This window comes from Duganella sp. Root198D2 (assembly GCF_001428585.1).
Classification (GTDB): Bacteria; Pseudomonadota; Gammaproteobacteria; order Burkholderiales; family Burkholderiaceae_D; genus Rugamonas.
The window spans coordinates 40,147-60,963 of record NZ_LMIC01000050.1; the positions used below are offsets into that span (position 1 = coordinate 40,147).

21 protein-coding genes and 1 pseudogene are annotated in these 20,817 nt (G+C 63.0%); 16 read left to right on the forward strand and 6 right to left on the reverse strand.

Annotated elements, in window-relative coordinates; translation table 11 throughout:
- Positions 1 to 14: 14 nt before the first annotated feature.
- Entirely contained in the window at positions 15 to 2,093 is a 2,079-nt protein-coding gene (gene recG / locus ASE26_RS27065) for an ATP-dependent DNA helicase RecG (RefSeq protein WP_055934508.1), read from the reverse strand.
- 125 nt (positions 2,094 to 2,218) lie between these two features.
- Here recG and ASE26_RS27070 point away from each other — a divergent pair, with 125 nt between their 5' ends.
- From ASE26_RS27070 to secF, 6 genes are all read left to right on the forward strand, one after another.
- Positions 2,219 to 2,554: a hypothetical protein gene (locus ASE26_RS27070; protein ID WP_057247296.1), complete on the forward strand. Its 336-nt coding sequence runs from the start codon at positions 2,219 to 2,221 to the stop codon at positions 2,552 to 2,554.
- Between the two features lie 187 nt (positions 2,555 to 2,741).
- Positions 2,742 to 3,767, forward strand: a complete 1,026-nt coding sequence (gene queA / locus ASE26_RS27075) for a tRNA preQ1(34) S-adenosylmethionine ribosyltransferase-isomerase QueA (RefSeq protein WP_055934381.1) — start codon at positions 2,742 to 2,744, stop codon at positions 3,765 to 3,767.
- Between the two features lie 9 nt (positions 3,768 to 3,776).
- Positions 3,777 to 4,916 (forward strand): tRNA guanosine(34) transglycosylase Tgt, encoded by a 1,140-nt coding sequence (gene tgt / locus ASE26_RS27080; RefSeq protein WP_055934379.1) that lies wholly within the window; start codon positions 3,777 to 3,779, stop codon positions 4,914 to 4,916.
- Positions 4,917 to 5,020: 104 nt separating this feature from the next.
- Positions 5,021 to 5,347: a preprotein translocase subunit YajC gene (yajC, locus tag ASE26_RS27085; RefSeq protein ID WP_055934378.1), complete on the forward strand. Its 327-nt coding sequence runs from the start codon at positions 5,021 to 5,023 to the stop codon at positions 5,345 to 5,347.
- A gap of 65 nt (positions 5,348 to 5,412) precedes the next feature.
- Positions 5,413 to 7,272: a protein translocase subunit SecD gene (secD, locus tag ASE26_RS27090; protein ID WP_055934376.1), complete on the forward strand. Its 1,860-nt coding sequence runs from the start codon at positions 5,413 to 5,415 to the stop codon at positions 7,270 to 7,272.
- Between the two features lie 9 nt (positions 7,273 to 7,281).
- Complete coding sequence (gene secF / locus ASE26_RS27095; RefSeq protein ID WP_055934374.1) at positions 7,282 to 8,301, forward strand: protein translocase subunit SecF; 1,020 nt, start codon at positions 7,282 to 7,284, stop codon at positions 8,299 to 8,301.
- Positions 8,302 to 8,363: 62 nt separating this feature from the next.
- Here secF and ASE26_RS27100 read toward each other — a convergent pair whose 3' ends face one another.
- Positions 8,364 to 9,407 carry a LacI family DNA-binding transcriptional regulator gene (locus ASE26_RS27100; RefSeq protein WP_055934372.1) on the reverse strand — a complete coding sequence of 348 codons (1,044 nt, stop codon included), beginning with the start codon at positions 9,405 to 9,407 and terminating at the stop codon, positions 8,364 to 8,366.
- 52 nt (positions 9,408 to 9,459) lie between these two features.
- Between ASE26_RS27100 and ASE26_RS27105 the strand changes: the two genes are divergently transcribed.
- The 6 genes from ASE26_RS27105 (at position 9,460) to ASE26_RS32020 (ending at position 14,865) form a co-directional block, all read left to right on the forward strand.
- The gene (locus ASE26_RS27105; RefSeq protein WP_055934370.1) at positions 9,460 to 10,152 is read left to right on the forward strand and encodes a YafY family protein; all 693 of its coding nucleotides are present in this window, start codon (positions 9,460 to 9,462) and stop codon (positions 10,150 to 10,152) included.
- Positions 10,153 to 10,217: 65 nt separating this feature from the next.
- Entirely contained in the window at positions 10,218 to 10,841 is a 624-nt protein-coding gene (locus ASE26_RS27110; protein WP_055934368.1) for a glutathione S-transferase family protein, read from the forward strand.
- 132 nt (positions 10,842 to 10,973) lie between these two features.
- A complete protein-coding gene (locus tag ASE26_RS27115; RefSeq protein WP_057247297.1) occupies positions 10,974 to 11,825 on the forward strand; it encodes a haloalkane dehalogenase in 852 nt (283 codons plus the stop codon).
- A 181-nt stretch (positions 11,826 to 12,006) separates the two neighbouring features.
- Positions 12,007 to 12,711: a methyltransferase gene (locus ASE26_RS27120; RefSeq protein ID WP_055934364.1), complete on the forward strand. Its 705-nt coding sequence runs from the start codon at positions 12,007 to 12,009 to the stop codon at positions 12,709 to 12,711.
- Positions 12,695 to 13,939: a hypothetical protein gene (locus ASE26_RS27125; protein WP_057247298.1), complete on the forward strand. Its 1,245-nt coding sequence runs from the start codon at positions 12,695 to 12,697 to the stop codon at positions 13,937 to 13,939. The genes ASE26_RS27120 and ASE26_RS27125 overlap by 17 nt, the downstream gene beginning before the upstream one ends.
- Positions 13,936 to 14,865: an arginase family protein gene (locus tag ASE26_RS32020; RefSeq protein WP_200960849.1), complete on the forward strand. Its 930-nt coding sequence runs from the start codon at positions 13,936 to 13,938 to the stop codon at positions 14,863 to 14,865. Before ASE26_RS27125 ends, ASE26_RS32020 begins: the two co-directional genes overlap by 4 nt.
- Here ASE26_RS32020 and cysC read toward each other — a convergent pair.
- Positions 14,817 to 15,332, reverse strand: a pseudogene (cysC, locus tag ASE26_RS31785) (adenylyl-sulfate kinase); the annotation flags it as partial. The gene ASE26_RS32020 and the pseudogene cysC sit on opposite strands and share 49 nt — an antisense overlap.
- Positions 15,333 to 15,365: 33 nt before the next feature.
- Between cysC and ASE26_RS27135 the strand changes: the two are divergent.
- The gene (locus tag ASE26_RS27135) at positions 15,366 to 16,727 is read left to right on the forward strand and encodes an FAD/NAD(P)-binding protein (protein WP_162259203.1); all 1,362 of its coding nucleotides are present in this window, start codon (positions 15,366 to 15,368) and stop codon (positions 16,725 to 16,727) included.
- Between the two features lie 34 nt (positions 16,728 to 16,761).
- Positions 16,762 to 17,199 (forward strand): hypothetical protein, encoded by a 438-nt coding sequence (locus ASE26_RS27140; RefSeq protein WP_055934359.1) that lies wholly within the window; start codon positions 16,762 to 16,764, stop codon positions 17,197 to 17,199.
- Here the strand turns inward: ASE26_RS27140 and ASE26_RS27145 are convergent.
- The 3 genes from ASE26_RS27145 to ASE26_RS27155 form a co-directional block, all read right to left on the reverse strand.
- A complete protein-coding gene (locus ASE26_RS27145) occupies positions 17,177 to 18,013 on the reverse strand; it encodes an HDOD domain-containing protein (RefSeq protein ID WP_055934356.1) in 837 nt (278 codons plus the stop codon). The genes ASE26_RS27140 and ASE26_RS27145 overlap by 23 nt on opposite strands.
- A 76-nt stretch (positions 18,014 to 18,089) precedes the next feature.
- Positions 18,090 to 18,374, reverse strand: coding sequence for a hypothetical protein (locus ASE26_RS27150; RefSeq protein WP_055934354.1), 285 nt, complete (start codon positions 18,372 to 18,374; stop codon positions 18,090 to 18,092).
- Positions 18,375 to 18,386: 12 nt separating this feature from the next.
- Entirely contained in the window at positions 18,387 to 18,824 is a 438-nt protein-coding gene (locus tag ASE26_RS27155) for a MarR family winged helix-turn-helix transcriptional regulator (protein WP_055934352.1), read from the reverse strand.
- Positions 18,825 to 18,903: 79 nt separating this feature from the next.
- Between ASE26_RS27155 and ASE26_RS27160 the strand changes: the two genes are divergently transcribed.
- Both ASE26_RS27160 and ASE26_RS27165 read left to right on the forward strand, forming a co-directional pair.
- The gene (locus ASE26_RS27160; protein ID WP_055934350.1) at positions 18,904 to 19,821 is read left to right on the forward strand and encodes a DMT family transporter; all 918 of its coding nucleotides are present in this window, start codon (positions 18,904 to 18,906) and stop codon (positions 19,819 to 19,821) included.
- 3 nt (positions 19,822 to 19,824) lie between these two features.
- The gene (locus ASE26_RS27165) at positions 19,825 to 20,760 is read left to right on the forward strand and encodes a GlxA family transcriptional regulator (RefSeq protein ID WP_055934347.1); all 936 of its coding nucleotides are present in this window, start codon (positions 19,825 to 19,827) and stop codon (positions 20,758 to 20,760) included.
- Positions 20,761 to 20,817 lie beyond the last annotated feature (57 nt).

Here is a 20,817-nt window from a genome sequence, read left to right on the forward strand (position 1 = left end):
GGGCGCACGCTTCGTCAGACTTTCAGGAACTCTTCCCGACCGCCGAGCCAGCGTTCAAGATGGGCTTCCACCGTGGCCTTGTTGGCCGGCGTCGCTTCGTGCAGCAGGGCATGCGCCAGGTCGCGCGCCTGGTCGACCAGCCAGCCATCCGTTTCCAGGTCGGCGAAACGCAGCATGGCCTGGCCGGATTGGCGCGAGCCCAGGAACTCGCCGGGACCGCGGATCTCCAGGTCGCGCCGCGCGATTTCGAAACCATCAGTCGTTTCGCGCATCGTCATCAGGCGCTGCTTGGCGACAGGGCCGAGCGGACTTTGGTACAGCAGCAGGCAGACCGAAGCTGCCGATCCGCGGCCGACGCGGCCACGCAGCTGGTGCAGCTGCGACAGGCCGAAGCGCTCTGCATGCTCAATCACCATCAATGAGGAATTAGGCACGTCGACGCCGACCTCGATCACCGTCGTCGCAACCAGCACGTGGACTTCGCCGGCGGCGAATGCATCCATCACTGCCGCCTTTTCGGCCGGTTTCAGGCGGCCGTGCACCAGCCCGACGCGCAGGTCGGGCAGGGCGGCGGCCAGCGTTTCGTAGGTTTCCGTTGCAGTCTGGAGCTGCAGCGCTTCCGATTCTTCAATCAGCGGGCAGACCCAGTAAGCCTGGCGGCCTTCCAGCGCGGCAGCGTGTACCCGGGCGATGACTTCATCGCGGCGGTTCTGGTCGACCACGGCGGTGACGATCGGCGTGCGGCCGGGCGGCAGCTCATCGATCACCGATACTTCCAGGTCGGCGTAGTAGGTCATGGCCAGCGTGCGCGGGATCGGCGTGGCGGACATCATCAGCTGGTGCGGCACGTTGTCGCCGTTGCCCTTGTTGCGCAAGGTCAGGCGCTGGCCGACGCCGAAGCGGTGCTGCTCGTCCACGATCACCAGGCCGAGTTTCGCGAACTGCACCGTGTCCTGGATGATGGCGTGGGTGCCGATCACCAGCTGCGCTTCGCCGGATTCCACCAGCGCATAGGCGGCTTCCTTCTCCTTCTTTTTCAGGCTGCCGGTCAGCCACGCGACCTTCACGCCCAGCGGTTCAAGCCAGGCGGCGATCTTGCGGAAATGCTGGTCCGCCAGGATCTCGGTGGGCGCCATCAGCGCGGCCTGGTAGCCGCTGTCGATCGCCTGCGCGGCGGACAGCGCGGCCACAATGGTCTTTCCGCTGCCCACGTCGCCTTGCAGCAGTCGCTGCATAGGGTAGGGCTGCTTGATGTCGGCGCGGATTTCCTTCAGCACGCGCTGTTGCGCTTTCGTCAGCTTGAACGGCAGCGAAGCTTCGAAGGCGGACGACAGCGTACCGACCTTGCCCAGCACCGCGGCACCCTTGGCACGGCGAGCACGCTGCGCCCGTTTCAGCGAGAGCTGCTGCGCCAGCAGTTCGTCGAACTTGACACGGGTCCAGGCCGGGTGAGTTCGGTCGACCAGGGCGTTCTCGTCGATCTCGGCCGGCGGATAATGCAAGGTGCGCACTGCCGCCTCGAGCGGATGCAGGCGCATCGTCTTCAGGATTTCCTGCGGCAGGGTGTCGGTCCAGTCCACGCGCTTCATCGCATCGGCAATCGCGCGGCGCAGCACCAGCTGCGACAAGCCTTCGCCGGAAGGATAGACCGGCGTAAGGGAAGTCGGCAGCGGCGCGCCTTCGTTCACGATCTTGTAGGCCGGGTGCACCATCTCGGCGCCGAAGAAGCCATGCCGCACTTCGCCGCGCGCCCGCACGCGGGTGCCTTCGGCCAACTGCTTGACCTGGCTGCCGTAGAAATTCATGAAGCGAAGCTGGATGTCGCCTGTTTCGTCTGCAATGTGCACCAGCAGCTGGCGCCGCGGCTTGTAGGCGATTTCGTTGGAGGTGACCACGCCTTCCAATTGCGACACTTCGCCGCCGCGCATGCAGGCTTCGCGGACGGTCAGGACTTCCGTCTCATCCTCATACCGCATGGGCAGATGCAGCACCAGGTCCATGTCCGTGCGCAAGCCAAGCTTGGCAAGCTTGCTCTCGGCGGTGGCGGCTGGTTTTTTGGGGGCAGCGGGCTTTTTTTGCTTCGTTTCCGGCATGTTGGGCATGGTATAAACACCAGGCTTGGATTCTAACTGAAAGACCATGAAAGCTGACCTGCGTTTGCTATGCCTGAACGGTACTGTAGTGATTGCCGGCGTTGCGTTCTACACTTTCGCCGCGCTTGGACTTCTACATTACGCGAGGCACCGACAGCCCTTCGCCTGCGGCGAACCAGGCTGCGCGCGCAGCCCTGCGCGGCCAGTTCTGGGAATCGACGCGCGCAATGGCGTCCACGCCGCGGCTCAGTGCGGCCGATCGGATCCTGTTCTATCGGATGATGATCCTGCGCAGCGTTCCAGTCGACGTCGAGGCAGTCGATGAATTGGCCGTGCAGCAGTATTTTGCGCACCTGGTTCGCTCGGCCGAATTTGCCGGCTTGCCACCAGCAGCAGGTGGGCAGGCCCTCCAGTGGGCGGGCGAATCGCCGGCTGGCCTCATTCAGCCTGTACGGCGGTAACCAGTACATTGATCTCGAACTGAAATGGCTGCGCGTTGCCGCCAAGTGTCCGGACACATTTTTCCAGGAACTGCTGGCGGAACTTGACCGCAAATCAGGCATACCTCGCTGACAGGGCGCTTTTTGCGTGATTTTTGGGCAGATAAAGTAAAATAGAGGGTTGCCCAACAGTTTTACTAGTCCGTCAATGTATTCGCTATCCGATTTCGATTTCCACCTGCCGCCAGAACGTATCGCGCAGTTCCCGCTGCCGGACCGTAGCGCTTCGCGCCTCCTGCACGTGGACGGCAAAACCCTGCACGACCGCCAGTTCACCGACATCCTCGACCAGCTGCAGGCTGGCGACCTGCTGGTGATGAACAATACCCGCGTGCTGAAGGCCCGTTTCTTCGGCGTCAAGGACAGCGGCGGCAAGGTCGAAGCGCTGGTGGAGCGTGTGCTGGATACCCGGACCGTGCTGGCACAGGTGCGCGCGTCCAAGTCGCCCGGCCCCGGCGTGAAGATCCGCCTGGCCGATGCCTTCGACGTCACGGTCGGCGAGCGCGCCGGCGAGTTCTACACCCTGCATTTCGATGCCGACGTGTTCGACCTGATCGAGCAATACGGCCGCCTGCCGCTGCCGCCGTATATCGAGCACGCGCCGGGCGAAGTGGACGAAACCCGCTACCAGACAGTATTTAACAAGGTGCCCGGCGCCGTGGCCGCACCGACCGCCGGCCTGCATTTCGACGAAGCCCTGCTGCAAAAGCTGAAAGACAAGGGCGTGCAGTTTGCCTACGTCACCCTGCATGTCGGCGCCGGCACCTTCCAGCCGGTACGCACCGAGAACCTGGCCGAGCACAAGATGCACACCGAGTGGTACACCATGCCGCAGGAAACTGTGGACGCCGTGCGTGAAGCCCGCGCCGCCGGCCGCGACGTTGTTGCTGTGGGTACGACCTCGCTGCGCGCGCTGGAGTCGGCCTCGCAAAGCGGCAGCCTGGAAGCCGGCAGCGGCGACACCAACCTGTTCATCACGCCAGGCTACAAATTCAAGACGGTGACACGACTGATCACCAACTTCCACCTGCCGAAATCGACCCTGCTGATGCTGGTCAGCGCTTTCGCAGGCTTTACCGAGATCCGCCACGCCTACCAGCACGCGATCGCGAACGAATACCGCTTCTTCAGCTATGGCGACGCCATGCTGCTGACGACGCACAACAGAGCATAAGGAATACCGATGCTGGAATTTAAACTCATCAAAAAAGACACCACCGGCAAGACCCACGCCCGCCGCGGCACGGTCAAGCTCAATCACGGCGAGGTGCAGACCCCGATCTTCATGCCGGTCGGTACCTACGGTTCCGTCAAGGCCATGTCGCCGCTGGAACTGAAGGAAATCGGCGCCCAGATCATCCTTGGCAACACCTTCCACCTGTGGCTGCGCCCCGGTAACGACGTGATGTCCAAGTTCGGCGGCCTGCACGGCTTCATGGGCTGGGACAAGCCGATCCTGACCGACTCCGGCGGCTTCCAGGTGTTCTCCCTGGGCGAAATGCGCAAGATCACCGAGGAAGGCGTGACCTTCAACTCGCCGATCAACGGCGACAAGCTGTTCCTGTCCCCGGAAATCTCGATGCAGATCCAGCGCGTGCTGAATTCCGACATCGTGATGCAGTTCGACGAATGCACCCCGTATGAAATCGACGGCCGCCCGGCCACGCTGGAAGAAGCTGCCAAGTCGATGCGCATGTCCCTGCGCTGGGCGCAGCGCTCGATGAACGAGTTCAATGCCGGCGAGAACCCGAATGCACTGTTCGGCATCGTCCAGGGCGGCATGTACGAAAACCTGCGCGACGAATCGCTGGCAGGGCTCCAGGAAATTGATTTCCCTGGCCTGGCCATCGGCGGCCTGTCGGTCGGCGAGCCAAAAGAAGACATGATGCGCATCCTGCAGCACGTCGGCCCGCGCCTGCCAGAGAACAAGCCGCACTACCTGATGGGCGTCGGCACCCCCGAAGACCTGGTGAACGGGGTGGCCAACGGCGTCGATATGTTCGACTGCGTGATGCCGACCCGGAATGCCCGCAATGGCTGGATCTTCACCCGTTTCGGCGACGTCAAGATCAAGAATGCGCGTTATAAGGATGACAAGGAGCCGCTGGATTCCACCTGCTCCTGCTACACCTGCCGCAACTTCAGCCGCGCCTACCTGCACCACCTGCACCGTGCCCAGGAGATCCTGGGTGCGCGCCTGAACACCATCCACAACCTGCATTACTACCTCGACATCATGCAACAGATGCGCGATGCCCTGGATGCAGACCGCTTCCCGGACTGGGTGCAGCAATTCCACGCCGACCGCGCGCGTGGTATTTAAAAAACGGCAACCCGCCTATATATAGGTGGGCAGCGTGGCGGGTGCTAGAATACACCGCCTATTTTTTAACATTGAGTTTTACCTAACTAGAACTTGGAGTCACCGTGTTCATTTCCAACGCATACGCCCAAACCGCAGCCGACGCCGGCGCCATGGGCAGCCTGACAACCTTCGCACCACTGATCCTGATGTTCGTGGTGATGTACTTCCTGATGATTCGTCCTCAGCAAAAGCGTGCGAAAGAGCAGAAGTCCATGATGGAAGCCTTGGCCAAAGGCGACGAAGTCGTCACCATCGGCGGCCTCCTGGGCAAAGTGACCAAAGTCACCGAGCAGCACGTGACCATCGAAGTCTCCCAGGGCACCGAAGTCGTGGTGCAGAAGCACGCCATTTCCTCCCAGATGCCGAAGGGCACCCTGAAGAGCCTGTGATAACCGGCGCGGGCGGCCTCGCAAGAGCAGCCGCCCGTTTTGTTATTGCCTGAACGCTGAAGACTATGAATCGTTATCCAATCTGGAAATACATCCTTATCGTCGTGGTGGTGCTGCTTGGCGCCCTGTACACGGCGCCTAACTACTTCGGCCAGACACCTGCACTGCAGATCACCAGCGCCAAGGCCACCGTCAAGGTCACCAGTGCCCTGGCGACCCAGGTGGACACGCTGCTGAAACAAGCGAACGTCAAGAATGAAGGCGTAGCGCTGGACGGCGCCGGCATGCACACCTACGTGCGCGCCCGCTTTGCCGATACCGACGGCCAGTTCAAGGGCCGCCTGGCGCTTGAAAAAGGCCTGAATCCGGACCCGAACGACCCAACCTATATCGTCACCGTCAACCTGGTGTCGAATACCCCGGACTGGATGCGCGCCGTGGGCGCACTGCCAATGTACCTGGGCCTGGACCTGCGCGGCGGCGTGCATTTCCTGATGCAGGTTGACACCAGGGCCGCGGTGACCAAGCGCATCCAGGGCACCCAGGCCGCCATCAAGAACCAGCTGCGCGAGAAGAGCGTGCGCCATGCCGGCATCGATCGCGTGAACGACACCATCATCGTCAAGTTCCGTGAAGATGCACTGCGCCAGCAAGCCAAGGGCCTGATCCAGGACCAGCAGCCGGACATGAACGTGGTTGACGCCACCGAAGGCGACGAGCTGCGCCTGGTCGTGACCCTGAAGCCGGCCGCCCTGAAAGCCACCCTGGACAACGGCGTGCAGCAGAATATCGCCACCCTGGGCAAGCGCGTGAATGAACTGGGCGTGTCCGAACCGGTGATCCAGCAGCAAGGCCCTGACCGCATCGTGGTGCAGCTGCCTGGCGTGCAGGATGCCGCGCACGCGAAGGACATCATCGGCCGTACCGCCACCCTGGAAGTGCGCATGGTCGACGAATCCGTCACCCCGGGCACCGAGATGAACGCAGCGATTCCGTACAATTCGGAACTGTTCACCGTCGGCAAAGGCGTGCCTGTCGTGCTGACCAAGGACGTGGTGCTGACCGGCGATTACATCTCCAGCGCAACCGCCACTTTCGACCAGAACCAGCAGCCTGCCGTGAGCATCGACCTGAACGGCGACGGCGGCAAGAAGATGCGCGACGCGACCCGCGACCGCGTCGGCAAGAAGATGGCCATCGTACTGTTCGAGAAGAAGAAGGCCGAAGTGCTGTCCGTGGCGACCATCCAGAGCGAACTGGGTAGCCGCTTCCAGATCACCGGCATGGGCAATGCGGAAAACTCCGCCGAGCTGGCGCTGCTGCTGCGCGCCGGCGCTCTGTACGCTCCGATGGAAGTGATCGAGCAGCGTACCGTCGGTCCTGCACTGGGCGCTGAAAACATCGCCAAGGGCTTCCACTCCACGATGTACGGCTTTGCCGCCATCGCGGTCTTCATGATCATCTATTACATGATGTTCGGCGCCTTCAGCGTATTCGCACTGGCCGTCAACCTGCTGCTGCTGATCGCCGTGCTGTCCCGCCTGCAGGCCACGCTGACCCTGCCGGGTATCGCGGCTATCGCGCTGGCGCTGGGTATGGCGATTGACGCCAACGTGCTGATTAACGAACGTATCCGCGAAGAGCTGCGCAACGGCGCCAACCCGCAGTCGGCGATTTCCGCCGGCTTCGAGCACGCCTGGCACACCATCCTGGACTCCAACGTCACCACCCTGATCGTTGGTATCGCCCTTCTGGTGTTCGGTTCCGGTGCGGTGCGCGGCTTCGCCGTGGTGCACAGCCTGGGCATCCTGACCTCGATGTTCTCCGCAGTCTTCGTTTCGCGCGGCGTGGTGAACCTGTGGTACGGCCGTAAGAAGAAACTGCAGTCGCTGTCGATCGGCACCGTCTGGAAACCTGCGAACTAAGGAATAGAGATGGAATTTTTCCGCATCCGTAAAGACATCCCGTTCATGCGCCACGCGTTGGTCTTCAACGTGGTTTCGGCGCTGACCTTCGTGGCGGCCGTGTTCTTCCTGGCCACCAAGGGCCTGCACTTCTCGGTGGAATTCACCGGCGGTACCGTGATGGAAGTGAAGTACGCGCAGGCTGCCAACCTGGAAAAGGTGCGCGACACCTTGACCGGCCTGGGCTACCACCCTGAAGTATCGAGCATCGACACCGCACGCGACGCGATGATCCGCCTGCCTAACGTGGCCGGCACCACCGCCGCCGACACCGCTGCCAAAGTGTTCGCCGAGCTGTGCAAGGCCGAGCAGGGCAGCGTCAAGTCGGTCGACAAGGTGACCGACAAGGGCGCCCACGAAATGAAGAGCGCCTGTATCCACGCCGATGCTTCCGAAGGCGTGTCGCTGCAGAAGGTTGAATTCGTCGGCCCGCAAGTGGGCGATGAACTTGCGCAGAACGGCCTGAACGCACTGGTCATGGTGGTGGTGGGCGTGATGATCTACCTGGCCATCCGCTTCGAATGGAAATTCGCAGTGGCAGCTATCGTCGCGAACTTGCACGACGTGGTGATCATCCTTGGCTTCTTCGCCTTCTTCCAGTGGGAATTCTCGCTGACCGTGCTGGCAGCCGTGCTGGCTGTGCTGGGTTACTCGGTCAACGAATCGGTGGTTATCTTCGACCGAATCCGCGAGAACTTCCGCAAGCAGCGCAAGATGACCGTGCATGAAGTGATCGACAACGCGATCACCTCCACCATCTCGCGTACCATCATCACCCACGGCTGTACCCAGATGATGGTGCTGTCGATGCTGTTCCTGGGCGGCCCGACCCTGCATTACTTTGCAATCGCGCTGACCATCGGTATCTGCTTCGGTATTTACTCTTCCGTGTTTGTTGCTGCTGCCGTAGCCATGTGGCTGGGCGTGAAGCGCGAAGACCTGATCAAGCCGATCAAGGAAAAAGACGAGACCGACGGCGCGGTGGTTTAACGCGCCCTGGCCGGAACGAAAAAAAGGGACGTACCCGAGGGTACGTCCCTTTTTTTTTAGATCTATGCGCTCTCGCGCGCCATCAACGTAAAGCCAAGGTCGATGCGCTGCGCCGGCACCTCGTTGCCGCGGATCGTTGCCAGCAGCAGGTTGGCAGCTTCAAAGCCGGTCTGGTAGCGCGGCGTGCCGATCGTGGTGACCGAAGGGTTCATCCACGCCGACGCGGGCAAGTCGTTGAAGCCGCAGATCGCCAGTTGTTCCGGCACCCTGATGCCGCGCCGCTGGCACTGGAAGATGGCGCCGTGCGCCAGGTCGTCGTTGCAGCAGAAGATGGCATCCAGGCCCGGCATATTGGCCAGCATGCGGCCCAGCAGCTCGGCGCCCAGCGCGATGGTGGAGGGATCAGGGCACATCAGCTCCAGCATCGGGTCGGCCAGGCCGGCTTCCTCCATGGCCTTGCGGTAGCCGTCGCCGCGCTTCAGGGTACGTTCATCGAGCTGCGCCGCCATGTAGCCGATGCGCTTGCGTCCCTTCTCGATCAGGTAGCGGGTAATGGTGTAGCCCGCATCTTCCTGCGAGAAGCCCACCGACATCGATCCAGGTTCCAAGGACAGGTCCATCATCGACACCACCGGCACGCGCGAAGTAGCCAGCATCTGCTGCACGCGCGGGCTATGTGTCAGGCCGCTCAGCAGGATGCCATCCGGGTTCGATTGCATATAGGTCGCCAGCAGCTTCTCTTCCTCCGCATCGGAGTAGCGCGTATTGCCGATCAGGATCTGGTAGTTGCATGGGTCGAGTGCATCCTGCACGCCGGCCAGCACCGCAGTGAATACCGCATTCGCCAACGACGGCACCAGTACCACGATCACGCGCGATTGCGCCGACGCCAGGGCGCGCGCGGCGCGGTTCGGCACATAGCCAAGGTCCTGTACCGCCTTCTCCACGCGCTCGCGCAGGAGGGATGACACCAGCTCCGGTTGATTGATGGCGCGCGACGCGGTCATGGGCGCGACGCCGGCGAGGGCGGCGACATCGGACAGGGTGACTTTGCCGAGTGCGCGGCTTTTGGTAACAGAGCTCTTGGTTGGGGGATTCTTGGCCATTCCGGGATTATAACTATGTTAAGCTGCTCGCCTCGTAAAATGGGGAGCAGCAATGAGCCGTACTGGCCGCCTGTTCCAGCTCATGGATGCCATGCGCGGCAGCCGCCGTCCGGTGACGGCGGCCGCACTGGCGGAAAAGCTGGGCGTATCCGAACGCACGATATACCGCGACATGCAAACCCTGGCCGAACTGGGCGCACCAGTGGAGGGCTCGGCGGGCCTTGGCTACCTGCTGCGCAGCGGCTTCTTCCTGCCGCCGCTGATGTTCGACACCGACGAACTGGAAGCATTGGTGCTTGGTGCACGCTGGGTGCGCCGCCAGGGCGACCCCACGCTGGCCCAAGCCGCGGCCAATGCGCTGGCCAAGATCGCCACCGCCACACCGAAAGACCTGCGCGACGACATGGCCGACACCAGTTTGTGGGTGCCGTTGATGCGCGACACGCCGGAGCATGATGAATTCGTGCAGCCCGCGCGCGAAGCGATCCGGCGCCATCACAAGATGCGCATCCAATACAACGACGAAAACGGTTCTTCGTCCGAGCGCACGGTGTGGCCGTTTGCGCTGGCCTTCTTCGAAGGCCGCCGCATTCTTGCCGCCTGGTGCGAGATGCGCAAGGCCAACCGCCACTTCCGCATCGACCGCATTGCGCATGCTGAAGCACTTGCAGAACGCTATCCTGCACCGCGCCACGAGCTGCTCAAAGTCTGGCGCGAAGAAAACGCGATTAAAGACGACTCCTGACAGGAACTGTCAGGAGACCTTGGTTACGATAGGCGCATTCGATCAACCCACCAAGGAGTTTTACGATGCGCCTCTATCACAACCCGCTGTCCTCCAACGCCCGCCGTGTATTGCTGACTGCAAGCGAGCTTGGCATCAAGCTCGATCAAGTGATCATCGACTTCGCCAGCGATGCCGACCGCAAGCGCCTGGAAGAAGTGAACATCTGCGGCAAGGTGCCGGTGCTGGAGGACGATGGCCTGCACCTGTGGGAATCCTGCGCCATCATGCAGTACCTGGCCGACAAGCACGGCGCCGCCGAGCTGTATCCCACCGGGCTGAAAGAGCGCGCCGATGTCAATCGCTGGATGTTTTTCGGCGCCCAGCACTTCGCGCCTGCGATCGGCATCCTGACCTGGCAATACCTGTGGAAGAAACTGGTGACCGGCGAGGGCCCGGATCCAGTCGAGGTCGCCAAAGGCGAGACCTATGTGCATGAACATGCGAGCGTGCTCGACAAGCACCTGGCGACGCGCCAGTGGCTGAGCGGCGACAAGCTCTCGCTGGCAGACTTCGCCGTGGCCGCACCGCTGATGTACCTGGCCCGGGCAAATATTCCGGTCGAGCAATACAAGAATGTGCTGGCCTGGTTCGAGCGCATCCAGCAACTGCCGGCATGGCAGGACACCGAGACCCCATGGCCTTTTTAAGGTTTGTGTGAATTGACGCACAGAGTGTGGCCAGTCCCCAACATAAGATGGAACCGTCTCTTTCAGGACATCCCTAGTTTTGGACTTGGCCCACTCTTTGGAGTGGGCGTTTTTTTTTCTGAGAGAGGCATCATGCAATCCGTCTCCGCATTGAATTCCAGCATCGCATATCGTGAACTCGGTGAACGCAGCTCGCACGCCGTGATCTTCTTGCACGGCAATCCGACGCACTCCTTTATCTGGCGCGACATCATGCCGCATGTGGCCGCCAAGGCCTGGTGCCTGGCGCCGGACCTGATCGGCTTTGGCGCCTCCGGCAAGCCGGACATTGCCTACAGCTTCCTCGAGCACGCCGCCTACCTGGAAGCCTTCCTGCAGCAGATGGACATCGAGGCGTTCACGCTGGTCGGGCAGGACTGGGGCGGCGCGCTGGCCATCCACCTGGCGGCGCGCTATCCCACCAAGGTGCGCGGCGTAGCCCTGATGGAATTCGTACGCCCGAGCCCGACATGGGAAGACTTCCACCCGCTCGAGCAGGCACGCGAACGCTTCAAGCTGATGCGCGCCCCGGGCAGTGGCGAAGAATTCGTGCTGCAGCAGAATTTCTTTATCGAGCAGATGTTGCCGAAGGGTTCGCTGCGCCCGTTGACAACGGCGGAAATGAACGCCTACCGCGCACCATTCCCAACGCCCGAATCGCGCAGGCCCATGCTGGCCTTCCCGCGCATGATGCCGATTGCCGGCGAGCCGGCCGATGTGTACCAGCTCATCGAACACAACGAAGCGATCATGGCCACCGCCCAATATCCGAAACTGATCCTGTTCAGCCCGAACGGCGTGCTGACGCCGCGCGCAGTCGCCGAACGCTACGCCGCGAGGCTCGCAAACTGCAAGCTGGTTGAACTTGGCGAAGGCACGCACAACATCCAGGAAGACCACCCGGACGCCATCGGCCACGCCATCGCCGCCTGGCTTCCAAAATAAAAGTCGGGGTCAGCTCCGGCAATCGGACATTCGCTGCGCGAATGTCCGATTGCCGGAGCTGACCCCGACTTTTCAAATGAAAGAAATGTATTCCACCAACAGTTGAAGCGCACAGAACGGTGTGCGCTTGCCCTTGCCTGGCAGACTCGATAGCATGGGGTCATCAAATAAGGGGACAGATATGCGAGCATCTGCACTTCCCACGGCCGAGCAAGTCGACCGCTGGCAAGCCACGCGTCAAAAGGCTTTCAAGGCGGTGCCCGAAGGCGGGCGCACCATCACTTACCTTGGCAAGAAATTCCACGTTTATCCGAATACCTTCTGGCCCTTCCTCGACAGCCAGCCCCTGGTGCGCAATTTCCGCATCAAGCCAGGCGAGAGCGTGCTCGATGTGGGTACCGGCTCCGGCGTGATTGCGATCTTCGCCTGCTACCAGGGAGCTTCACGGGTCCTGGCGCTGGACGTCAATCCGGCGGCCATCCGCAGCGCGCGCCACAATTTGAAGACGCATGGCTTTGAGGGCGTGATGGAAGTGCGCCGTTCCGACCTGTTCGAGAAAGTCGGCGACGAGCAGTTCGACGTCATTACGGCCAACCTGCCGTTCCGCGACAAGCCGGCACCCGATGTGGTGGCGCGCTCGCAGTGGGACACGGATTTCCGCACCAATACCCAGTTCTTCGAGCAGGCCGCACGCTACCTGAAGCCGGGCGGCCGGATCTACTTTGCGCACTCGAATTTCGGCGCGGTGGAGGAAGTGCGGCGCCTGGCCAAGCAGTCCGGCTTCAGCATCCGGCTGATGGCGCGCAGTGCGGCCGAACGAGAACAGGAGCGCCAGTTTTTCGCATTCCTGATCAAACCTGCGGCAAAACATGGACGGGCTGATTGACACCATCCGTCAGATGCGGGCGGTGCCGCACGCACCCTGGCGTGCACAGGTAAGGCGCGTCGCGGTGATACTCACCAGTTCGCGTTCTGGCTCGACGCTGTTCAAGGCGGTGTTGGCGCGCCATCCCGGCATCGCCAGCCTCGATGGCGAAGCCGAGCCTTTCCTGGCCCTGAGCGGCGAGGGTTTCGGCTGCGACCTGGCATGCAGCAGCGACGCTATCGCGCACCTGCGCCACCCCGACACGCTGGCCGACGAGATCTTCGATAGCCTGACCGTAGCGGAAGGCGGCATCGCCCCCTTGGCGGAATTGAAGGCACGCTGGCGCAAGCGCCTGCTGCTGCAATTCCCTGCGCTGTTCGCGCAACCACTTGCACATGCGCAGATGGAGCGGGCGCTGGACGAAACGCTGCTATTCTGCCAGGCTGCCGATGTGCCGAGCGAGCATGAGTTGCAGCAAGCCGTGCTGGGCGCCGTGTTCTGGCGCGAACCGTGGCGCCGCGATTATTACGATGGCGGCCATGGCCCGGGCGAGAGGCGGCCTTTCAACGAAACCGCCAAGATTGAAGAGCCGCCCTTTGTCTCGCCTGCCATGCATGCCAGGCATTTCACGGAAGACGACGCCGCCGGCAAGGTCCTGCTGTTCAAGACGCCGTCGGATGCTTATCGTTTCGGTTTTTACGAGCAGTTGTTCCCGCATGCGCAAGTGCGCTACCTGCACCTGGTGCGCAGCGTTGCCGGCTGCGTCAACGGCCTGATTGACGGGTGGCTGTCGCCGATCGGCTTCCATGCCCACGATATGCAGAAGCACGGCGTCACTCTCGGCATCGGCGGCTATTCGGAGCAATGCGTGGGCGGCACGCGCTGGTGGAAATTCGACCTGCCGCCGAACTGGCGCAGCTATATCAACGCTCCGCTCGAGGAGGTTTGCTTGAACCAATGGCTATCCTGTCACCGTCATATCGTCGATAGCGGCGTGGCCGCCCTGCCGGTGCGTTTTGAATCCTTCCTGGCCGATCCGGCGGGCGTGCTGGACCGGGCCTGCGAATGGCTTGGCCTGCCGCCGATGCCGCATCCGCCCGAGCTGCCGGTGACGATGGCCACCGAAGCGCCCGCGCCGGGCCGTTGGCGCAAGCGCAGCGGCCAGCTGCTGCCGCTGGCGCGGCGCGCGGAGGTGGCGGACATGATGCATGCGCTGGGTTACGGCGCTGCGCCGGAGCAGTGGCAATGATCCGCCGCCTGCTGGTGCCTTACCTGATGGGCAAGCGGCGCGACGGCCTGCAGCGCGTGCAGCTGATTGATTCGCAGCCCTGGACCGTGCTGCAGTCGCCGCAATCGACCGCCACTGAACTGGTGGAAAAGGATGAACAGATGCGCAGCATGGGCCGCGTGTATGCGGTGCTGGCCGAGCATGCCGCGGCGGCGCTGGCGGCGGGCGACCTCCCGGTCAGCATTTCCGGTGACTGCGTGTCCACCATGGGCATGATGGCGGGCCTGCAGCGCGCCGGCCGCGAACCGCAGCGCATGCTGTGGCTGGACGCGCACGGCGACTTCCATACCTGGTCCACCACGCACACCCAATACCTGGGCGGCATGCCGCTGGCCATGCTGGTCGGCCGCCAGGACCGGCGCCAGAACCGGCGCGACAGCATCACCATGCTGCGCGATGCGGTGGGCATGCGGCCTTATCCTGAAGAGCTGGTGCTGCTGTCCGATGCGCGCGACCTTGATCCCGGCGAAGACGTGGCGCTGGAGAAGTCGGCGATCGTGCGCTGCACGCTGGACCAGGTGCTGGGCAACCTGTCGACGCACGAGACCCTCTACGTGCATTTCGATACCGACGTGCTGGACGAAGCCCAGCGCATGCCGGCGCTGAAGTACCACGTGCCGGCCGGGCCGCGGGTGGAAGAGATGGCGGAACTGTTCCGCTGCCTGCGCGATTACCCCTTGGTGGCGGTATCGGTATCGGCGTGGCATGCGGAGCTGGATGCCGGCGACCAGGCCGCCCGCATCTGCCTCGAACTGCTGGAAGAGTTGCTGCCCGGCGCACGCAGTACGCCGCGCGAACGCAGCTCCTCGAGTACCAGCTCGACGCAATCGGCCAGGGGAGCGAGTGCGGTGTCGAGCGACAGATCGGGCGCCAAGGGTGCTTCGTAAGGGGCCGACACGCCGGTGAAGTGCGGCACCTCGCCGGCGCGTGCACGGCGGTACAGGCCCTTGACGTCGCGCTGTTCGCATACTTCCAGCGGGCATTTGCACCAGGCTTCGATGAAATCGCCCTCGGCCTGCATGGCACGCACGCGGGCGCGGTCGGCACGCAATGGCGAGATGAAGGCTGCCAGCACGATGATGCCCGTATCGGCGAACAGGCGTGCGGCCTCGCCGGCACGGCGCAGGTTTTCGCTGCGGTCTTCGGGAGAAAAGCCGAGCCCGGAGCACAGGCCCTGGCGCAAGCTGTCGCCGTCCAGCAGCACCACCTGGCAGCCCGCCTGGAACAGGCGCCGTTCTATGGCGCAGGCCAGCGTGGTCTTGCCGGCACCGGACAGGCCGGTAAACCAGACCACCGCGCCGCGATGGCCGTGCATATCCTCGCGCTCACGGCGCGATACATAGGAGGAGTTCATGATGCGACTATATACGCGATGCAGGAGGGCAGCATGCGCACGGTGCTGATCGTAGGCGCAGGTTTTTCAGGTGTAGCGTGCGCGATACAGATGCTGCGCCTGGCAGGCCGGCAGCCCTTGCGCGTGCTGCTGCTGAATCGCAGCGGGCGGCTGGCGCGCGGCATGGCGTATGGGACGCAAAGCCCGCAGCACCTGCTCAATGTGGTGGCGGCCAATATGAGCGTGTTGCCGGATGATCCGGAGCACTTCGTGCACTATGCCGGAATGCGCGACAGCGGCGTGGCCGGCGGCTCCTTTGTCGCGCGCAGCGTGTACGGCGACTACCTCGAATGGGCGCTGCGGCAGGCGCAGGATCAGGCGCCACGCCATGCCACCCTCGACTGCATCAGCGGCAGCGTATGCAGCTTGCACGCGAAAACCCGCGGCGGGCTGGCGGCCACGCTGGAAGATGGCCGCAGTATCGAGGCCGACCGGGTGGTGCTGGCCTTCGGGCACCTGCCGGCGCCGCCGCCTGAGCTGTCGCGCGGGCAATGGTCCGACACCTCGCGCTACCTGGCGGACCCGTGGCGCGGCGACTTGCTGACCACCATTGGCGCGCATGATCCGGTGCTGTTGTTGGGCACTGGGCTGACGGCAGTCGATATCGCGCTGCAGCTGCTGCGGCGCAATCCATCGCGGCGTGTGCATGCGCTGTCGCGCCATGGGCTGCTGCCGCAGCCTTACAAGCCCCTTTCCGGGCACCTGGCAGGCAGCACCCTGCGGCGCGACGAGGCGCCGACCGTGCGCGCAGCGCTGCATGCTTTCATGCGGCAGGTCGAGCATCTCGAAGATGCAGGCATGGACTGGCACGATGCGGTAGCTGCGCTGCGCCCCCAGGCCGCCGGTATCTGGCAGGCATGGCCGGCGGCCGAACGGCGCCGCTTCCTGCGCCATGTGCGGCCCTACTGGGACGTGCACCGGCACCAGCTGCCGCCAACGGTGCAGCAGGAATTGTCGGCAGCGCTGGCGCGCGGTGCGCTCCATGTAAGCGCAGGCCGCGTGGCAGGCATCCGCGACGAGGCGGAGCTGGCGCTGCTGACAGTGCAGCCGCGCGGCAGCGAAGAATGCATTGAGCTTCGCGCCGGCCGCATCATCAACTGCACCGGCAGTTGCGCCAGCCCGCGCCGCGCTGCGGTGCCGCTGGTGCAACAGCTGCTGGCCGATGGCCTGATGCGGGCCGATGCGCTCGGCCTTGGGCTGGATACCGGCGCCGACTGCGCCGTGCTGGGTGCGAACGGCCAGCCGACGCCGGGCCTGTACTACATCGGCCCCTGGCTCAGGGCCGGCTTCTGGGAGGCGACAGCCGTGCCCGAACTGCGCCGGTTCGCCGCCACCATCGCTCGCGCGTGCATGTAAAATCCGCAATCCTCAACAACGCTGGAGATTTACCATGCGCGCAGTCTCGCTCGCCGCCTTCGCGGTTTGCCTGGTCGCAGGGAGCGCACACGCGCATGTCGACACCATCCTCACCCTGCGGCCGGACGGTTCAATGCCGGAGCTCCCGGCGCAGTACGCAAATGCGCGCTTGCAGATCGGTTGGCCGGTGGCCCGAAAAGGAGTGACGTTGAGGGTGAATGGGCGCGCAGTCAGCGTGCCGCTCTGCGCCCTGGCTGGCGTGAAGTCGCGTTCATTGGCGCAAGTGGACCTGAGTGGATCATGGTATCACTTGCCCCGGGACGGCCTGCCCCATTACCTGATGGTGGGCTTCCGCGGCCCGCACCAGCCCAAGGGAGGGCTGAAGCAGGAAGGCGTCATGCTGATGTTCGACCTGACTGGGCCGGCCATCCTGCATGCGCCAAGCTGTGCTAGTGCAGCAGGGCGGAAGTAAGGGACTTCACTTCCTCCGCCGATTCTTCCATGATGGTGGCCAGGGTGCCGTCGCCGACCGCGAAGTCGATGGTGCTGGCGGCGGCGACCGAGGTCGCGCCCGGGCGGGCGTGCAGCGGCGAGGCGATCGGGGACAAGTCGTTGGCCAGCAGCAGCGTGTCGCCCAGGTTCTCCGGCGGCAGCGCGCGCATGCCTTCCCACATGGCCTCCACGCCCTTCATCACATTCTCGGGAATCATCAGCTTTTGCAGCACGCCGCGGCCGATCGGCACTTCGCCGTAGGTGGTCCATTCCTCCGGATCGCCTTCCATCGCTTCCGGGAAGGCTTCCGCCTGCGACAGCATGTAGAAGCCGCCCACTTCGTGCACGATGCCGGCGAACATGGCGGTATCGGGATCGACGTGGGATACGCGCCGCGCAATCACCTGCGCCAGCGCCGCCACGTGGGCAGTGTGCTCCCACAGCTGGTTGGCCTTGGCCTTGAGCAGGGGATTGCGGATCTTGGTGCCGAGCTGGCGCACGATCACCGAGGTCACCAGCGACTGCAGGGTGCGTACGCCAAGGCGCTGCACCGCTGTCTTGACGCTGGAGATCTCCATGCCGGAACGGTTATAGGCCACCGAGTTGGCAATCGCCACCGTGCGTGCCGCCAGCAGCGGGTCGGCCTGCACCAGCTTGGCAGCCAGGTCGATATGGCAATTGTCATCGTTCAGCGCGCGCTGCAGCTTGATCGACGCGTCGATATTGGTGGGGAAAGTAAGCTCACCGCGGCCGGCTTGGGCTGCAATTGCTTTGAAGGCTTCCAGTCTGTCCATGCGAAATTATAAGCAGAAATTGCCCTGCGGAACTAGGACAGGGTGGTTGTTGTGAAAAACTGGCCAGGTGCCCAGCTCAGCCTTCGCCGAAGATGGCGTCGCACCCTTCTACGGTGCCTTCGACATCTCCCAGCTCGTCGACCAGTTCCAGGTCTTCGAGTTCTTCTACTGCATTGGTGAAGCTGTTGTGCTTGGTGGCGCCGATCAGGCGGTAGATGTCGCCGTCTTCATTGCGGATGCCAATCAGCAGTTTTTCCTTGCGCACCAGTTCGGCGCTGGCGTTTTCCAGCAGCAGGTTGCCGGTGATTTGCTTGTCGAATTTGGCCGGCTTGATGCCGTCCAGCAGGGTGGTCTTTAACATTCTTTTCGTTCTTTATAGTGGTGAACCGGCACTGATCGTGGCCTTCAGCCCGGCCAGGGTGCGTTCCAGGGCTTCATAATCGGCGTCGCTATAGTCGGAAAACAACTGCACGCCTTTAGCGACAATAACAGGAAACACCTCGGCAAACAGCTGCTCGCCCGCCGCTGTCAGGCGCACGAAAAAGGAGCGCTTGTCGTCGGCATTGCGTTCCCGTTCCACCAGGCCCTTCTGTTCCAGGCGTTCAATGACGCCGGTCAGGGTACCTTTGGTGATCAGGGTGCGTTCGCCCAGCTCCTTGTAGCTCATGCCGGGGGTGTTGCCCAATGTGGCAATGATATCGAATTGTGCGTGGGTGAGGCCAAGCTGGCGAACATGTTCGCCGGACCATCTCTCAAACCCCTGCATGCATTCGGCCAGAAGCCGGATGCTTTTCAAATATCGCTCTCCCATGCACCGGATTATAGCGCCCGCCAGCCTCGTCCTCCATCGGTTACTATATGCAAACTTATAACAAGATGGTGTTTTCGCCATGCCCCTACACGCGCGCGGTATCCTGGCCCTGCTGGTGGTGACCCTTGTCTGGGGTACCACCTTCCCGGCGATGAAGGATATGACCGACAACCTGTCGGCCAACTGGATCGTGGTGTCGCGCTTCGCGATTGCCGGCGTATTGTTATCTCCCTTCCTGCTGCGCGCCAAATGGCGCGACCTGCACTATGGCTTCCTGGCCGGGGTGCTGCTGTTCTTCTGTTACCTGACCCAGGTCGAAGGCCTGAGCCAGACTTCCTCCAACCGCAATGCCTTCATCTGCGGCCTGAACGTTCTGGTCGTGCCGCTGCTGGGTATTGCCATGGGCAAGTGGCCGGACAAGCGCATCGTGCTGGCCCTGATCCTGGCCATCGGCGGCCTGTTCGCCCTGTGCTGGGAGGGCAGCTTTACATGGAGCCGCGGCGATTCGCTGGCGCTGGCGGCGGCTTTCCTGTTCGGCCTGTACATCAAGGTGATGGAGCAGTTTTCACGCAAGGTCGAGCGCCTGATGACGCTGACCGTGGCCCAGATCTGGACCGTGGCCCTGTTTGCCGGGCTGTGGATCCTGTTGCGCGAAGTGCCGCGCGGCGTGATCGACGTGCCGAACGATGCCCCGGATTACTACAGCTATATCTGGCTGAGCCTGCTGACCTATAAATGGAACCTGGTATACCTGGGAGTGGTCGCCACCGCGGCCATCATTTCCCTGCAAACCTGGGGCCAGAGCCATGCCACTGCCAATGAGGCGGCCGTGATTTACGCCTTCGAACCCGCCAGCGCGGCCATTTTCGGCTATTTCTGGCTGGGCGAAACCATGGGCGTGATGCAACTGCTGGGCGCGGTACTGTTGATCTCCGGTATGATTGTCAGCCAATGGAATACCCCTGAGCGCCCGGCGTCGGCGCTTGTCCCTGAATAGAAGATGTCATTTGCTCAACTTAGTCGCCTGACCCGGGAGCAGCCGCTGCGCATGCTGCTGGTGAATGCGGGCGAGCCGGACAGCCTGGCCTGGTCCGGATTGGTGCAGCCCCTGCGGCTGGCCCAGCGCATCCTGAATGGCAGTTTCCGGCTCGACGTCATCACGCCGGCGCAGGCTGGCGGCATGGCGGGCGACTGGCAGTTGGCCCTGCTGGTCGCGGACGAGGGTTCGGCGCGCCCGTCCGATGCCGAACTGCGCGCGGTGATCGAGCGTTGCCGCGAAGCCGAGTATTGGGGCGGGGTCGGTGCCGGCGTGCTGTGGCTGGCCCAGACCGGCGCGGCGGGCGGCGCGCGCATAGCCTTGCCATGGGCGCTGTATGCGGAAACCGAGGATGTCACCGAGCGCGCCATACTCACACCGAATCTGTTCGAGATCGATGGGCGGCTGGTTTCATGCTGCGGCGGGGCGGCCTCGATCGATTTTTCGCTGACGCTGATCGAGGCGCTGTTCGGCGCCAATGTGCAGGCCGAGATCAAGGAAGCCTTGTGCATCGACCGCGTGCGTTCGTCGGAGGAGCGGCAGCGGGTGGCCCTGCAGGCGCGTTTCGGGGCGCTGCAGCCCAAGCTGTCGGAGGCGGTGACCCTGATGGAGGCGAATATCGAGGAGCCGCTGTCGACCGACGATATCGCCGGGCTGGTGGGCCTGTCGCGGCGCCAGCTCGAGCGCTTGTTCAAGCAGTACCTGGGTTCGCTGCCTTCGCGTTACTACCTTGAGCTGCGCCTGCAACGGGCGCGGCAATTACTTTTAGAAACAAACCATTCCATAGTGCAGGTAGGGCTGATGTGCGGGTTCTCATCGGGATCGCATTTCTCCACGGCTTTCGGCACGCTTTTCGGCAATACGCCGCGAGAGGAGCGGCAACGCAAGCTCCAAGGCTAACAATTTTGAAAATCCTTGTCGCAGATTCAAAAGAGTTTTAGCATCCCCGCTTTTACA

Excerpts from the sequence above, each read along its gene's own strand:
- recG (WP_055934508.1), bottom strand. The coding sequence starts at position 2,093 with ATGCCGGAAACGAAGCAAAAAAAGCCCGCTGCCCCCAAAAAACCAGCC.
- queA (WP_055934381.1), top strand. The coding sequence starts at position 2,742 with ATGTATTCGCTATCCGATTTCGATTTCCACCTGCCGCCAGAACGTATC.
- tgt (WP_055934379.1), top strand. The coding sequence starts at position 3,777 with ATGCTGGAATTTAAACTCATCAAAAAAGACACCACCGGCAAGACCCAC.
- secD (WP_055934376.1), top strand. The coding sequence starts at position 5,413 with ATGAATCGTTATCCAATCTGGAAATACATCCTTATCGTCGTGGTGGTG.
- secF (WP_055934374.1), top strand. The coding sequence starts at position 7,282 with ATGGAATTTTTCCGCATCCGTAAAGACATCCCGTTCATGCGCCACGCG.
- ASE26_RS27100 (WP_055934372.1), bottom strand. The coding sequence starts at position 9,407 with ATGGCCAAGAATCCCCCAACCAAGAGCTCTGTTACCAAAAGCCGCGCA.
- ASE26_RS27105 (WP_055934370.1), top strand. The coding sequence starts at position 9,460 with ATGAGCCGTACTGGCCGCCTGTTCCAGCTCATGGATGCCATGCGCGGC.
- ASE26_RS27110 (WP_055934368.1), top strand. The coding sequence starts at position 10,218 with ATGCGCCTCTATCACAACCCGCTGTCCTCCAACGCCCGCCGTGTATTG.
- ASE26_RS27115 (WP_057247297.1), top strand. The coding sequence starts at position 10,974 with ATGCAATCCGTCTCCGCATTGAATTCCAGCATCGCATATCGTGAACTC.
- ASE26_RS27120 (WP_055934364.1), top strand. The coding sequence starts at position 12,007 with ATGCGAGCATCTGCACTTCCCACGGCCGAGCAAGTCGACCGCTGGCAA.
- ASE26_RS27125 (WP_057247298.1), top strand. The coding sequence starts at position 12,695 with ATGGACGGGCTGATTGACACCATCCGTCAGATGCGGGCGGTGCCGCAC.
- ASE26_RS32020 (WP_200960849.1), top strand. The coding sequence starts at position 13,936 with ATGATCCGCCGCCTGCTGGTGCCTTACCTGATGGGCAAGCGGCGCGAC.
- ASE26_RS27135 (WP_162259203.1), top strand. The coding sequence starts at position 15,366 with ATGCGCACGGTGCTGATCGTAGGCGCAGGTTTTTCAGGTGTAGCGTGC.
- ASE26_RS27140 (WP_055934359.1), top strand. The coding sequence starts at position 16,762 with ATGCGCGCAGTCTCGCTCGCCGCCTTCGCGGTTTGCCTGGTCGCAGGG.
- ASE26_RS27145 (WP_055934356.1), bottom strand. The coding sequence starts at position 18,013 with ATGGACAGACTGGAAGCCTTCAAAGCAATTGCAGCCCAAGCCGGCCGC.
- ASE26_RS27150 (WP_055934354.1), bottom strand. The coding sequence starts at position 18,374 with ATGTTAAAGACCACCCTGCTGGACGGCATCAAGCCGGCCAAATTCGAC.
- ASE26_RS27155 (WP_055934352.1), bottom strand. The coding sequence starts at position 18,824 with ATGGGAGAGCGATATTTGAAAAGCATCCGGCTTCTGGCCGAATGCATG.
- ASE26_RS27160 (WP_055934350.1), top strand. The coding sequence starts at position 18,904 with ATGCCCCTACACGCGCGCGGTATCCTGGCCCTGCTGGTGGTGACCCTT.
- ASE26_RS27165 (WP_055934347.1), top strand. The coding sequence starts at position 19,825 with ATGTCATTTGCTCAACTTAGTCGCCTGACCCGGGAGCAGCCGCTGCGC.